The organism is Bradyrhizobium sp. AUGA SZCCT0169 (genome assembly GCF_018130085.1).
GTDB lineage: Bacteria > Pseudomonadota > Alphaproteobacteria > Rhizobiales > Xanthobacteraceae > Bradyrhizobium.
This window is the reverse complement of the sequence record NZ_JAFCMC010000017.1, coordinates 94,356-108,361: the sequence shown is the minus strand read 5'-3', so window position 1 is coordinate 108,361 and position 14,006 is coordinate 94,356. Positions and strand designations below refer to the sequence as shown.

Genomic DNA, 14,006 nt, shown 5'->3' with positions numbered 1-14,006 from the left:
GCGCTGCCAATCCGAAAATTGTCTCCCTTTGTGACTGGAAGGTCCGGCTTGGTTCACATTCCAGGCTTCGCAATTGAACCGGCTCTATGATGCAGCCGACCAAGGCACGCCCATCAACCGCGCAAGGTCATCCCAGTGTCCGACGACTATTCCTATCCCATCGACATCGACAGCATCCGCCGGGCATTTCCGCCCGGCATCGAGGTCCCGCAATTGCTGATTGATTTCGCGGGCTGGCTCAAGGGGCGTGATTGGGGCAATGTCGGCTGCTACGAACTTGTCGGGGACTTTTCCGATAATGCGCCGATCGTCGACGGCAGCCCGCTGCGCGACCAGTTCGCGCTGTTTGCGCGGTTGCCGGAAGGCTCGGTCGTCGGCGCCTGGTACGGGGCCGGCACCAGCGCTGCGAATGCGCCGATCGTGGTGCTGGGCTCCGAAGGCCAATACGAAATCATCGCAGCTTCGCTCGAGGGTTTGCTGGCCAAGATCGCAATCCAGCGATTTGAGGAAGATGTGGTGTGGACCGACTTCACCCCGCACGAAGATGCCGAGGATGAGACGGACGAACTCGCCGATTGGTTGGCCAAGCGTCTGCGCGTCAAGAACCTCCGGAGTTTGACGGAGCCGCCGACCGGGCTGCCGGACTTCGGCCAATGGATGGAGAAATGGTGCAGGGATCGCGAGGCGTTTTGGGAAACGCATCCGGCGATGACGAAGCTAGCGGATCAGCTGGTTGCGCGCCGGCCACCTGGCAAGACGCCGTGGGATCGCACGATTTTCGAGGTCACGATGGCGGGCCAGCAATATCAGGTGCGCGTGCTGGATCGCGGCCGCCAGCCGATCGAAGAAGCCATCGCGATTGAACCGTTGCTGCGCGGTCTGCGCGACTGCATGTGGCGGGCGAAACCGGATCTCGGCCTTTGGTATTCGATGTCGTTTTCGATGGGGGCCGATGGCCGCATCCTGCCGCGGTTCGACTATGAGACGCGTCCGGGGATCAATGACGTTCCCGTCGCAATTGCTGAAGCGCGAGCCGACCTTGTCCGCGCACCCCGGCCTGAACGATGGGTGCCGGCCTGGCTGTCGACTTGAGCAGAAGGGTCAGAAGCCCGCGACGCTGCCGTGCAGATCGTATTGATCCGCGCGCTCGATCTTGGCGGTGACGATTTCGCCGACACGCAACGGCCGTCGGCTGGAAACATAAACCGCGCCATCGATTTCGGGCGCGTCGGCCTTGGAGCGGCCTTTCGAGACGGTCGGGCCGACCTCGTCGATGATGATCTGCTGCCGCGTGCCGACCTTGCGCTTCAGCCGGCGCGCCGAAATCTTCTGCTGCCGCGCCATTAGCGCGTTCCAGCGCTCCTGCTTGATCTCGTCGGGCACGGGACTGCCGATCGCATTCGAGGAGGCGCCGGCGACTGGTTCATATTTGAAGCAGCCGAGGCGATCGATCTCGGCTTCCTCGAGCCAGTCGAGCAAATAGGCAAAGTCGGAATCGGTCTCGCCGGGGAAGCCGACGATGAAGGTCGAGCGCAGCGTCAGCTCGGGACATTGCTCGCGCCATTTCTTGATCCGCGCCAGCGTCTTTTCCTGCGCCGCCGGCCGCTTCATCGCCTTGAGCACTTCCGGGCTCGCATGCTGGAAGGGAATGTCGAGGTAGGGCAAAACTTTGCCCTCGGTCATCAGGCCGATGACTTCGTCGACATGCGGGTAGGGGTAGACATACTGCAGCCGTACCCAGGCGCCGAGTTCGCCGAGTTCTTTTGCGAGATCGAAGAATTTGGCGCGGACCTTGCGGTCCTGCCACGGGCTCTCGGCATACTTGATGTCGACGCCGTAGGCCGACGTGTCCTGCGAGATCACAAGCAGTTCCTTGACGCCGGCGGCGACCAGTTTTTCTGCCTCGCGCAGCACGTCACCCGCCGGACGCGACACCAGGTCGCCTCGCAGCTTCGGGATGATGCAGAAACTGCAGCGATTGTTGCAGCCTTCGGAAATCTTCAGGTAGGCGTAGTGCCGCGGCGTCAGCTTGACGCCCTGTGGCGGCACCAGGTCGAGATGCGGATTATGGACCGGCGGCAGCGCCCGGTGCACCGCATCCAGCACGCTCTCATATTGCTGCGGACCCGTGATCGAGAGCACGCCCGGATAGGCGGCCTCGATCTGCTCGGGTTCCGCACCCATGCAGCCGGTGACGATGACCTTGCCGTTCTCCGCCATCGCCTCGCCGATGGCGCCGAGCGATTCCTGCTTGGCGCTGTCCAGGAACCCGCAGGTATTAACGATAACGATGTCGGCGCCGTCATGCTTGCGCGCCAGTTCATAGCCTTCGGCCCGCAGCCGCGTGATAATGCGCTCGGAATCCACCAGCGCCTTGGGGCATCCCAATGAAACAAAGCTGATCTTGGGCGCTGCGGCCTGTTGCATATCTTATCTGCCTGATTGATCAGCACGAGCTAGTCCCAATTGCCCACAATTACAAGGCTTTGCGCGGGACCATGACGTGCTATGGATGGGCCCGCCGGGTTAAGAGTTGATCGATGAGCGCTGAGTCGTCACCGAAAATCGTCATTGTCGACGAAAGCCCGATCCGCGCGGCCATTCTCGAAGAGGGGCTGCGGGAGGCGGGCTTTACCCGCGTGGTCCATATCAGCGAAATGCAGAGCCTGCTGGCGCGGATCTATTCGGAAGACCCGGATGTCATCCTGATCGACCTGGAAAACCCCAGCCGCGACGTGCTGGAGGCGATGTTCCAGGTCAGCCGCGCCGTGCGCCGCCCGATCGCGATGTTCGTCGACCAGAGCGACGCCGCCTCGATCCAGGCTTCCGTCGATGCCGGCGTCTCTGCCTATATCGTCGACGGCCTGAAGAAGGAGCGGATCAAGCCGATCCTCGACCTCTGCATCTCGCGCTTCAATGCCTTTTCCAAGCTGCAGGACGAGCTCGACCGAACCAAATCCGCGCTGGAGGAACGCAAGGTCATCGACCGCGCCAAGGGGATCCTGATGAAGGTAAAGGGCCTCACGGAAGACGAGGCCTACGTGCTGATGCGGTCGACCGCGATGCGCGAAAAGAAGAAAATCGGCGAGATCGCGCAGTCGATCCTGACCGCGTCGGAGCTGCTGAAATGACGACACCGCTGCATATCGGCTTCATCCCGCTGGTTGACGCCTCTGCGCTGATCATTGCCGTCGACAAGGGCTTTGCTGCCGCCGAAGGGCTCGATGTCACGCTAACGCGGGAAGTGTCGTGGTCCAACGTCCGCGACAAGCTCAATATCGGCCATTTCGACGCGGCGCATCTGCTGGCGCCGGTTGCGATCGCCTCGAGTCTCGGCCTCGGCCACGTCAAGGTGCCGATCGTGGCGCCGTTCAATCTCGGGCTCAACGGCAATGCGATTACAATCTCGCCGGGGCTGCATGCGGCGATCATGGGCGAAATCGACGGCGATCCGCGCAATCCGCTGGTGACGGCGCAGGCGCTGGCCCGGGTGGTCGCCGCACGGCGCAAGGCCGGCGCGGAGCCGCTGACGTTCGGCATGACGTTTCCGTTCTCGACCCATAACTACCAGCTTCGGTTCTGGATGGCGGCGGGTGGGGTCGATCCCGACGAGGATGTCCACCTGGTGGTGCTGCCGCCGCCCTACATGGTGGACAGCCTGGCCAACGGCCATGTCGATGCGTTCTGTGTCGGCGCGCCCTGGAATTCGGTGGCCGTCGATCTCGGCGTCGGTCACATCCTGCATTTCGTCTCCGACATCCTGGTGCGTGCCGCGGAAAAGGTGCTCGCGGTCAGGCAAAGCTGGTCAGACAAGAATCCGGAAGTCCTGGCGGCCCTGATCCGGGCCGCCTCGCGTGCCGCGCAATTCATCGAGCAGCCGGACAATCGCAGCGAGGCTGCGCATATCCTCGCAAGGCCGGAATATATCGGCGTCAATGCCGAAGTGATCCTGCGGACGCTGGATGGCCGGTTGAAGATTTCCCCCGACGGCAAGATCCGCGAAAGCAGCCGCTATCTGCTGGTCGGACGCGAGGGCGCCGCGCGGCCCGATCCCGCACAGGCCGCCTGGCTCTATGCCCAGATGGTGCGCTGGGGACAGACGGCGATGCGGCCGGACGCGCTCAAGACCGCCATGGGGGTGTTCAGGCCGGATCTCTATGACGCGGCCGTGGGACATTCCTTGGGACAGCCGGGCAAGTCCGGCAGCGGTTCGGATGCGGTCGGCGCCTTTGCAGGTCCCGCCTTCACGCCCGACGATATCGCCGGGCATCTCGCGGCGTTCGAGATCGGCCGCTGGAAGCCGTGACAGCCCGACTCGGATGAAGCAAAATTAGGCACTGGTACTGATGCCTAATTGTTAGGCCAAATGCCTTCCAAGTACCTGTGAAGCTAGCTTCAGAGTTTCATCGACCAATTCCCAACGCTTTGATATTTCTTACAATTTTCACCAAATCGGTTTGGCACGCAACTTGTATGTTGCAGTGCAGCCAAGCCGACGCGGATGTCGGTCGGCCCAAGTCCAAGATGGATTTCCGCAGCAACGAAGCTGGTCGGACCGAACAGGAGCAAAAGCCCGGCACCGCGGCTGCGCCGAGTTCCAAACGGTCAAACCCATTCGTTGACGCCACCGATCGTGGCCGCAGGAGCTTCTCACGCGCTATGAAAATGGAAACGCTCACAGTCGACTTTACCGACGAGCAGAAGCGCTACCTCGAGGGCTTCACCACCGGCCTGCAGATCAGCCGGGTCGGGCGCGGGCTCGGCGGCGGTTCGGGCAAGGCAAATGCCGAGCCGAGCGGACCTGAGGCGGCGCACATCAAGGCGCAGGACAGGGTTACCGTCGCCGGCAAGAAGCTCGTCGAGCAGGAAAAGTGGAAGCGCGAGGAGCATCCGTTCGATGTCTATCCGCGGCTGAAGCAACAGGCGCTGGTCGATGCTAGGCCGTCGCCGGCGGACAATTTCCGCTGGCGCTATTACGGCCTGTTTTATGTAGGACCGGCGCAGGACTCTTACATGTGCCGGCTGCGGATCCCGAACGGCATCATGAAGCACTGGCAGTTCGCCGGCATGGCTGACCTCGCCGAACAGCTGTGCGGCCCGTTCTGCCACGTCACCACGCGGGCGAATTTGCAGGTTCGCGAAATTCCGCCGAAGAACGCCGTGGCACTCATCGAAGGCATTCAGGACCTCGGCCTGTGCTCGCGCGGCTCCGGCGCCGACAACATCCGCAACGTCACGGGGACGCCGACGGCGGGGATCGATCCGCAGGAAATTCTCGACACCCGCGAATACGCCCGCGAGTGGCACTATCACGTCCTCAACGACCGCTCGCTGACGGGACTGCCGCGCAAGTTCAACGTCGCCTTCGACGGCGCCGGCAAGATCGCAGTGCTGGAAGACACCAACGACATCGCGTTTTCCGCCGTCGAAGTGAAAGACGGTTTTGGCGTCGAGCCCGGTGTCTGGTTCAAGCTCGGCATCGGCGGCATCACCGGCCACCGGGATTTTGCCGCCGATACCGGCATCATCGTCAAGCCATCAGATGCGACCAGGGTGTCGGATGCCATCGTCCGTGTTTTCATCGATCTCGGCGACCGCACCAACCGGCTCAAGGCGCGTTTGAAATATGTCATCGACGGCATGGGGATGGAAAAATTCCTTGTGCTGGTCGAGGAGAAACTCGGCGACGCCTTTACGCGCGTGCCGGCGGAGGCGCTGGCGCCACGGCCCAAATTCGACCGCACCGCCCATATCGGCGTGCACAAGCAGAAGCAGGTGGGCTTGAACTGGATCGGCGTCGCACTGCCGCTCGGCAAAGTGACCTGCGAGCAGATGCGCGGCCTCGCCAGGATCGCGCAGGATCTCGGCGACGGCGATATTCGCCTGACCGTCTGGCAGAACCTGCTGATTCCGGGTGTGCCCGACGACAAAATTGCGCTGGCTACGGCCGCGATCGAGGCGATCGGGCTGGCGATCGGGACCTCTGAACTCCGCGCCGGCCTGATTGCCTGCACCGGCCGCGCGGGCTGCAAATTCGGCCTTGCCGACACCAAGCGCACGGCCGCCAGGATCGCGGATTGGTGCGATCCGAGGGTGGCGATCGAAACGCCGATCAACATCCATCTCACCGGCTGCCATCATTCCTGCGCGCAGCATTACATCAGCGATATCGGCATGATCGGCGCGCGCATCCCGGTCGGCGATACCGACGACACGGTCGATGGTTTTCACGTTTTCACGGGCGGCGGCTTCGGGCCGGACGCCGATGTCGGGCAGGAGGTGTTTCGCGACGTCACGGCGGAGGACGTGCCTGTCTATGTCGAGCGGCTGCTGAAGGCCTATCTGGCGCATCGTGCTTCGCCCGATGAAACCTTCCTGACATTTGCGCGCCGCCACGACGGCGAGACGCTGCGCAAACTGGCTGACGCTGAGGTGTCCTCATGAACCAGATCACGCCGCCGCCCAAGATCGAGATCATTCCCTCCAGCGCGCCGTTTTCCGAGGCGCAACGTTCGTGGCTGAACGGATTCTTTGTCGGGCTGCTGTCGGATGCGCCGACGCCGCTCTCGGCTGAGCAGGGCGCTGCCGTCATGGACGGCGGCGATGTCGATGACGGCGCGCCGTGGCACGACCAGACCATGCCGATCGCGGACCGCATGAAGCTGGCGGAGGGCCGCCCGCTGCGGCGGCGGATGATGGCGGCGATGGCGCAGCAGGACTGCGGCCAGTGCGGCTACAATTGCAACGACTATTCGGACGCGATCGCCGGCAAGACCGAGGCGCGGCTCAATCTCTGCGTCCCCGGCGGCAAGGAAACCGCCCGGATGCTGAAATCGCTGTATGAGGAACTGGACAAGGCGCCGGCGGCGTCGCCATCGGCGGCTGCGGCACCCGCCGCCGCAGCGCCTGCGGTCGTCGGAGAGCCCGGCCGCTCGCGCGACAATCCCGCGCCGGCAAAATTTCTCGGGCGCTATCTGCTCAACAAAGGCCAATCGGAAAAGGAAACCTGGCACATCGACTTCGACCTGTCGGGCTGCGGCCTCGATTATGTCGTCGGCGATTCCTTCGGCATCTTCGCGCGCAACGATCTCGGCAATGTCGATCAGATCATTGCCTTGCTCGGCGCCTCGCACACCACCAAAGTCCGAGGCAAGACCTTGCGTGAGGTGTTGCTCGACGACGTCTCGCTGGCACCGGCGCCGGATTCGCTGTTCGAACTGATCTCCTACCTCACCGGCGGCACGCAGCGCGAGAAGGCGAGGGCGCTGGCGCAGGGTGAAGATCCCGATGGCGATGCCGCGACGCTCGACGTGATGGCGGTGCTGCAGAAGTTTCCCAACGTGCGGCCGCATCCCGAAGCCTTCGTCGAAGCGCTGGAAGCGTTGCAGCCGCGACTCTATTCGATCTCTTCCTCGCACAATGCGACGCCTGGAAAACTCTCGCTGACGGTGGACTGCGTTCGCTACGTCATCAACAAGCGCAGGCGGCTCGGCCTTGCCTCGACTTTCCTCGCCGAACGGATCCAGCCCGGCGACGAGGTCAAGGTCTATGTACAGAAGGCCCACGGCTTCGCGCTGCCGGAAGATCCAAAGATTCCGATCATCATGATCGGGCCGGGTACCGGCATCGCACCGTTCCGCGCCTTCCTGCATGATCGCCGCGCCACCGGGGCGCCCGGCAAGAACTGGCTGTTCTTCGGCCATCAGCGCAGCGATTGCGACTTCTTCTACCAGGACGAACTCAACGCGATGAAAACGTCGGGGCTTCTGACGCGGCTGTCGCTGGCGTGGTCGCGCGACGGCAACAAGAAGTTCTACGTGCAGGACCGCATGCGCGAAGTCGGCCGCGAAGTGTGGACGTGGCTGGCCGAGGGCGCCAACGTCTACATCTGCGGCGACGCCAAGCGGATGGCCAAGGACGTCGAGCGCGCGCTGGTCGATATCGTCGCCCAGTTCGGCGCAAGGTCCACCGACGAAGCTGTCTTGTTCGTTGCGGAACTCAAGAAAAAAGGCAGGTTCCAGCAGGACGTTTATTGATGAGGGTACAATCGTAGCGCCGCGGGTTCCAATTCGCTCAAATCGGCCCGAATAAAATTCTCACCGGAATTGGGACGAGAGAATTTTTCACTGGAAAGTGAGTCCACAGGAGGGGCCGTATCACTATTTTTCGCGCCCGCTTGCAAGTTGCCGCGAACGATATTCCATATGCATCCCATGCTGCGTTGGAGATCGACAATGCGCGAACTATCGGCGGAAGCCCGCCTGCACCTCTATGCACGTTCCCTGTCCCGCCGGACCGGAACCGGATTCCATACCGCCGCGCTCTACGGCTCGTTTGCGCTCATCGCGGCCATCGTGTTCAGCTCGCTCTCGGTTCACCCGTTCTAATCTTCATGTCCTACGGCCACGCCGCGTAGGACGCGCCGCGCCGCATCTGCTCCAGTCGAGAACGCCGCCGGTAGACGCCCGGCGAAACGCCCTGGTGCTTGCGAAAGAACCGGCTGAAATAACCGGGATCACGAAATCCAAGACCGTAACCGATCTGCTCGACCGGAAGATCGAGCTGCTGCAGGCGCGTGCAGGCTTCCTTGATCAGTCGCAGATGCACGACGGCGCGTGGGCTGACGCCTTTCTCGCGTTTGCAGTGGGCGTGCAGCTTGTCCTCGGTCACGCCAAGTGCGGCCGCATAACGCGCGACCTGCCAGCCATCGCGGTAATGCAATTCGACCATCTGGAGAAAATTTCCGACCAGGCGGGTGCCGTCACCTCGGTGCGCGGCTTCGTCGGGCGGTTCGCCTGAGATGACGGAGCGCCACAGATGCAGGCAAAGCAGCAGCACGTGCGATGACGTCATCGTCGCGGTGCCGCGCCCGGGAGAATGCAGTTCGCGCACCAGCGCGTCGCAGCCATGGACCACGGCATCGAAAGCTTCGCCGACCTGTCCCGCCTTCAAGAGCACCAGCCGGTCGATGGTGCGGCGGAGGTGAAGCGCCTCGGCGCTGCCAGCGACGGTCTTGGTGAGAAAATCTTCGGAGATTGCGATCAGATAACCTTGCGCGCCGGCTTCGACCTGCAGATCGCCCTCGAGATCAGCCGGCAGCCACAGCAGTGCCGGCGCCTCGAACGCCACATGGGTGCCGCGCAGCGCAACGGCGCCACGCCGCGCCTCGATCGCCAAGAGGTGGGAACGGCGAAGTCCGCGCTGACGAATGACCCATTTTGCCGGCGCAAGGCTGGCGGAAAATCGCTCCGCATGGAGGGCCGGAATCGGCTTCTCCGTTAAGGCTTCCAGCCCCGAACCCAACTGCATGGCTCACTCCAACCGTGACAATCTACCGCTTGTTGCGGGCACCCTCTGACGGAAGGATACAATCAATCCCCGGATGCGTCCAATTCTATGCTGACAATGCTCCCATAGGCTGCATCGGGTCGCACGCCGCTCCAAGGCGATGGACGCAAAAGTCTCTGGGAGGAGAACATGGGGTCATCAGTCACCCGCTTCGCAGCGGGATTACTCGCCGTCACCGGGGCGGCCCTTTTCGCAGCCGATGGGCCGGCGCTGGCACAGAGCTCAGTCAAGATCGGCTACGCGCTTTCGCGCACCGGCCCCAATGCCGGCGGCGCCGCGGTGACGACGCTGCCGAACTACGAAATGTGGGTGAAGGAGGTGAACGCCGCGGGCGGCTTGAAACTCGGCGACAAGCGGGTGCCGATCGAAATCGTGCAATATGACGATCGCTCCAGCGCCGAAGAAGCGGCGAGGTCGCTCGAGCGGTTGATCACCCAGGACAAGGTCGACTTCATCCTGCCGCCCTGGGGCACCGGCCTCAATCTTGCGGTCGGGCCGATCCTCAACAAGGCCGGCTATCCGCACCTCGCATCGACAGCGGTGACCGACCGCGCGCCTGAACTGGCCAAACGCTGGCCCAACAGCTTCTGGCTGCTCGGCACCAGCGCCGGCGCCGCCAACACGCTGGTGGATCTGCTGGTCAAGCTGCGCACCGAAGGCAAGATCGGCGACACCGTCGCCATGGTCAGCGTCGCCGACGGTTTTGGCATCGACCTGTCCGGCGCCGCGCGTCCGGCGCTTGCCAAGGCGAACTTCAAGCTGGCCTATGACAAGACCTATCCGGTCGGCACCCAGGACCTCAGCCCGATCGTCAACGAGGTCAAGGCGCTCAATCCGGATGTCTTCATCGCGTTCAGCTATCCGCCGGATACGCTTGGGATCACCGAACAGGCGCGGATCGCCAGCTTCAATCCCAAGATCTTTTACACCGGCGTCGGTACTGCTTTCCCGCTGTTCAAGCAGAAGTTCGGCGCCAATGCGCAGGGCGTGATGGGGATCGGCGGCTGGAGCGGCGACAGCGCTCCGATCAAGGATTATCTGGCGCGCCACAAGGCGTCAGCCGCGAACGGCGCCGAGCCGGATCGCTGGGCCAGTGCGGTGACCTACGCCAGCCTCCAGATGCTGCAGCAGGCGATCGAACGCGTCGGCAAGATCGACCGAGAGGCCGTCATCAAGGATCTGCAGACCGGGACCTTCGACACCATCATCGGCAAGGTCAAGTTCGAGAACAACCTGCCGACCAAATATTGGTGGGTCGGGCAGTGGCAGGACGGCGAATTCTACGGCGTCGCACCGGCCACCAATGAGGGCGCGCGTACGCCCGTTATTCCGAAGCCGGCATGGAAGGCGCCGTGATCGGCGATTGGTCCAGACGGCACTGAGCAATGACGAACGCCATCTTCACCGGCCTGATGCTCGGGGGCATGTACGCGCTGATCGCCATGGGGCTGACGCTCCAATATGGCGTGGCGCGGATCATGAACCTGTCCTACGGCGAGTTTCTCGTCGCGGCAGCCTTTTCCTCCTACTGGCTGTTCACGGGATGGGCATTGAACCCGTTGCTTGGACTGGCGCTCGTCATTCCCCCCGGTTTCGGCGTGAGCCTGTTGCTGTACCGCGTCCTGCTCACGCCACTGGTGCGCCGGGCAAGGACGCGGGGCGCGCTCGAAGTCGACAGCATCCTGGCGACCTTCGGCATGATGTTCATCGTCCAGGGCATCATGCTGTCGATGTTCGGCGGCGCGTACTTCAGCTACTCCTTCCTGGCGATCCCGGTCAGCCTGTTCGGCGAAATCCTCGCCTTGAACCGGCTGATTGCGTTCGGCCTGGCCGTGGCGGTCGGGCTTGCACTGTATCTGGCGCTGACGCGCACCCGGCTTGGCACATCCATCCGCGCGGTTGCGGTCGATCCGATGGCCGCGCAGCTGGTCGCGATCGATGTGGTCAGAACTTCCGCGTTTGCCTTCGCGCTTGGCGGCGCGCTGGTGGCGGCGGCCGGCGTCCTGATCAGCATGTTCCTGACCTTCAGCGCCTCATCGGGCGTGATCTTCACCATGAAGGCGCTGATCGTGGTTGTCATGGGCGGCGTCGGCAATCTGCTCGGCTGTCTCGTCGCCGGGCTGGCGCTGGGCTTGAGTGAATCGCTGGTCGCAACCTTCGTCGATCCGGGCCTGACGCTGGCGGTGAATTTCGCGCTGTTCCTCGGCGTGCTGCTGGTCAAGCCCGCCGGCCTGTTCGGGAGGGCACAGCGATGAGCGCAATGCGCCTTGCCGCCGCGCTCGCGGCCTGTGCTGGTCTTGCCGTGCTGGCGCTGCTGCCGACGTACGTCGATGCCTATTACCTCGCACTCGCGATCGGGCTTTTGCAATTCACCGTGCTGGCGACCGCATGGGGCCTGTTCTCCGGACCGACACGTTATGTCTCGCTGGCGACGACAGCGTTTTTCGGGGTCGGGGCCTATACGGTGGCGGTGCTCGGCGAGCTGCTGCCCTGGCCACTGGTGCTGCTGATCGCGACCGCGATCGGCGCCGTGATGGCCGTTGTCGTGGGCCTTTCGACGCTGCGGCTCAGCGGCCTGCATTTCGTGATCTTCACGTTCGGGCTGGCCGAACTCATTCGCCAGCTCGTGATCTGGTTCGAAGTCAACAAGTCCCGCGTGCTCGGCCGTTACGTGTTCGTCGACATCACCCAGAAGGACATCTACTGGCAGCTTCTCGTGCTGGCGGTCGCGGTGTTCGTGATCGGCTGGCTGATCGCGCGCTCGCGGCTCGGTTTTGCGCTGCGCATCATCGGCGAGGACGAAACCGTCGCCAAGCATTGCGGGATCAACGTCACCGTCGCCAAGGTGACGCTGTTCACGATCAGCGCCGTGTTCATGACGCTGGTCGGCGCGATCATGGCGCCGCGCTGGACCTACATCGAGCCGTCGATCGCCTTCAACGCCACGATTTCCTTCGAAGTCGTGATCATGGCGCTGCTGGGCGGCGCGCACCGGCTCTGGGGACCGGCGCTCGGCGCCATTCCGCTGACCTTGCTGTTCGAGTTCCTGGCGGCGCGGTTTCCGACCGCCTCGACACTGATCATGGGCGTCATCTTCCTGTTGATCGTGTACGCGCTGCCTGCCGGCGTCGTCGGCCTGTGGGACAATTTCCGGCGGCAGTGGCGGCCACAGCGCGTTGAGCAAGGGGCCAAGGCATGACGGCCGCAGGCTCAACCGTTCTCGACATCAAAGGCTTGGTCCGGGCGTTCGGCGGCCTTGTTGCGGTCAATGGGCTGGATATGACGGTTGGGTCCGGCGAGATCGTTGGGCTGCTGGGGCCAAACGGATCAGGAAAGACCACCGCGCTCAATCTCGTCTCGGGCGTGCTGCGTCCGGATTCCGGCGCGATCCACTTCGCCGGGCACGACATTGCGGGGATGGCGACGCATCGCATTGCGCGCCTGGGGTTAGGGCGAACCTTCCAGCTGGTGCGTGTGCTCGACGGCATGAACTGTGCCGAGAATGTCAGGGCGGGTCTCGCTTTTCATCCGGCACGCTTCGCACGCGGCGAAATGGACGCTGCCGCCATCCGGTTGCTGGAGCGGGTCGGATTGAAAGACTCCGATCAACGCATGGCGACCGAGCTGACCTATATCGACCGCAAGCGCCTTGAACTGGCGCGCGCGCTGGCGCTGAAGCCGCGGCTTCTGCTGCTCGACGAATGGCTGGCCGGACTCAATCCTTCCGAGCTTTTGATCGGCATCGCACTGATCCGTTCGTTGAAAGAGGAGGGTTTGTCGATCCTGCTGGTTGAACACGTCATGGACGCGATCCGCTCGCTTTGCGATCGCTGCGTGGTCATGAACAGCGGCCGGAAGATTGCCGAGGGGACGCCGGACAAGGTGCTGTCAGATCCCGCCGTCATCGAGGCCTACCTGGGAGCGCCAGCAGATGCTTGAGGTCGCGGACATCAGCGTCGCCTATGGCCAGCACCGGGCGCTGACGGATGCCGGCTTGAGCGTGGGCCGCAGCGAAATCGTCGTCATCCTCGGCGCCAATGGCGCGGGGAAAACCTCTCTGCTGAAGGCCATCGCCGGCATCGTGGCCTGCTTGCCCGGCAAGCGCGTCACGCTTTCGGGGCGCGATATCGCAGGTCTTCCGCCGCATGAGATCGTCGAGGCAGGTCTGGCGCTGGTGCCGGAAGGCCGCGGCATCTTTGCTGATTTGACGGTCGCGGAAAACCTGTTGCTCGGCGCCAATCCGAAGCGCGCCCGTGACGGGGAGGCGGCGCGGCGGGAGCGGGTGCTGGCGCTGTTTCCGCGCCTCGGCGAACGGCTCGGACAGACGGTGCGGACCATGAGCGGCGGCGAGCAGCAGATGGTCGCGATCGGCCGCGCGCTGATGTCCAATCCGGACGTTCTCCTGCTGGACGAGCCCTCGCTCGGCCTGTCGCCGCTATTGGTACGCGAATTGTTCGCAAGCCTGCGCAAGGTGCGCGAGAGCGGCGTCGGCCTGCTGCTGGTCGAACAGAACGCGCGCGAAAGCCTCGCCATCGCCGATCGCGGCTATCTCATCGAGAACGGCAAGATCACCGGCAGCGGCACCGGGACCGAGCTGATGTCCAACGATGCCGTACAGCGCGCCTATCTCGGCGGAATTGTCGCAAGCGCGGTTTGAA

The 14,006-nt window shown here is 63.5% G+C and carries 13 protein-coding genes; 11 read left to right on the top strand and 2 right to left on the bottom strand.

The window, feature by feature from the left end; all coding sequences use genetic code 11:
- Positions 1-135 precede the first annotated feature (135 nt).
- Positions 136-1,092, top strand: coding sequence for a hypothetical protein (locus tag JQ609_RS20250; protein WP_212274696.1), 957 nt, complete (start codon positions 136-138; stop codon positions 1,090-1,092).
- A gap of 9 nt (positions 1,093-1,101) precedes the next feature.
- On the opposite strand, the gene rimO is transcribed toward JQ609_RS20250, so the two are convergent.
- Positions 1,102-2,427, bottom strand: coding sequence for a 30S ribosomal protein S12 methylthiotransferase RimO (gene rimO, locus JQ609_RS20245; RefSeq protein WP_212274695.1), 1,326 nt, complete (start codon positions 2,425-2,427; stop codon positions 1,102-1,104).
- A 113-nt stretch (positions 2,428-2,540) separates the two neighbouring features.
- Here rimO and JQ609_RS20240 point away from each other — a divergent pair, with 113 nt between their 5' ends.
- From JQ609_RS20240 to JQ609_RS20220, 5 genes are all read left to right on the top strand, one after another.
- Positions 2,541-3,131, top strand: coding sequence for an ANTAR domain-containing response regulator (locus JQ609_RS20240; RefSeq protein ID WP_209837170.1), 591 nt, complete (start codon positions 2,541-2,543; stop codon positions 3,129-3,131).
- On the top strand, positions 3,128-4,306 hold the full coding sequence (locus JQ609_RS20235; protein WP_212274694.1) for a CmpA/NrtA family ABC transporter substrate-binding protein: 1,179 nt from the start codon (positions 3,128-3,130) through the stop codon (positions 4,304-4,306). The genes JQ609_RS20240 and JQ609_RS20235 overlap by 4 nt, the downstream gene beginning before the upstream one ends.
- A 353-nt stretch (positions 4,307-4,659) precedes the next feature.
- On the top strand, positions 4,660-6,444 hold the full coding sequence (locus tag JQ609_RS20230; protein WP_212274693.1) for a NirA family protein: 1,785 nt from the start codon (positions 4,660-4,662) through the stop codon (positions 6,442-6,444).
- Positions 6,441-8,036: a sulfite reductase subunit alpha gene (locus tag JQ609_RS20225; RefSeq protein WP_212274692.1), complete on the top strand. Its 1,596-nt coding sequence runs from the start codon at positions 6,441-6,443 to the stop codon at positions 8,034-8,036. The genes JQ609_RS20230 and JQ609_RS20225 overlap by 4 nt, the downstream gene beginning before the upstream one ends.
- A 198-nt stretch (positions 8,037-8,234) precedes the next feature.
- A complete protein-coding gene (locus JQ609_RS20220; RefSeq protein WP_192736006.1) occupies positions 8,235-8,387 on the top strand; it encodes a hypothetical protein in 153 nt (50 codons plus the stop codon).
- 10 nt (positions 8,388-8,397) lie between these two features.
- Here the strand turns inward: JQ609_RS20220 and JQ609_RS20215 are convergent, their stop codons facing one another.
- Positions 8,398-9,309 (bottom strand): helix-turn-helix domain-containing protein, encoded by a 912-nt coding sequence (locus JQ609_RS20215; RefSeq protein ID WP_212274691.1) that lies wholly within the window; start codon positions 9,307-9,309, stop codon positions 8,398-8,400.
- Between the two features lie 168 nt (positions 9,310-9,477).
- Here JQ609_RS20215 and JQ609_RS20210 point away from each other — a divergent pair, with 168 nt between their 5' ends.
- The 5 genes from JQ609_RS20210 to JQ609_RS20190 are packed head-to-tail and all read left to right on the top strand — an operon-like array spanning position 9,478 to position 14,005.
- Entirely contained in the window at positions 9,478-10,704 is a 1,227-nt protein-coding gene (locus tag JQ609_RS20210) for an amino acid ABC transporter substrate-binding protein (RefSeq protein ID WP_212274690.1), read from the top strand.
- Positions 10,705-10,733: 29 nt separating this feature from the next.
- A complete protein-coding gene (locus tag JQ609_RS20205) occupies positions 10,734-11,603 on the top strand; it encodes a branched-chain amino acid ABC transporter permease (RefSeq protein ID WP_249128216.1) in 870 nt (289 codons plus the stop codon).
- The gene (locus tag JQ609_RS20200) at positions 11,600-12,547 is read left to right on the top strand and encodes a branched-chain amino acid ABC transporter permease (protein ID WP_249128215.1); all 948 of its coding nucleotides are present in this window, start codon (positions 11,600-11,602) and stop codon (positions 12,545-12,547) included. Before JQ609_RS20205 ends, JQ609_RS20200 begins: the two co-directional genes overlap by 4 nt.
- Positions 12,544-13,287 carry an ABC transporter ATP-binding protein gene (locus JQ609_RS20195; RefSeq protein WP_212208644.1) on the top strand — a complete coding sequence of 248 codons (744 nt, stop codon included), beginning with the start codon at positions 12,544-12,546 and terminating at the stop codon, positions 13,285-13,287. Before JQ609_RS20200 ends, JQ609_RS20195 begins: the two co-directional genes overlap by 4 nt.
- Complete coding sequence (locus tag JQ609_RS20190) at positions 13,280-14,005, top strand: ABC transporter ATP-binding protein (protein WP_212274689.1); 726 nt, start codon at positions 13,280-13,282, stop codon at positions 14,003-14,005. Before JQ609_RS20195 ends, JQ609_RS20190 begins: the two co-directional genes overlap by 8 nt.
- Position 14,006: the final 1 nt, after the last annotated feature.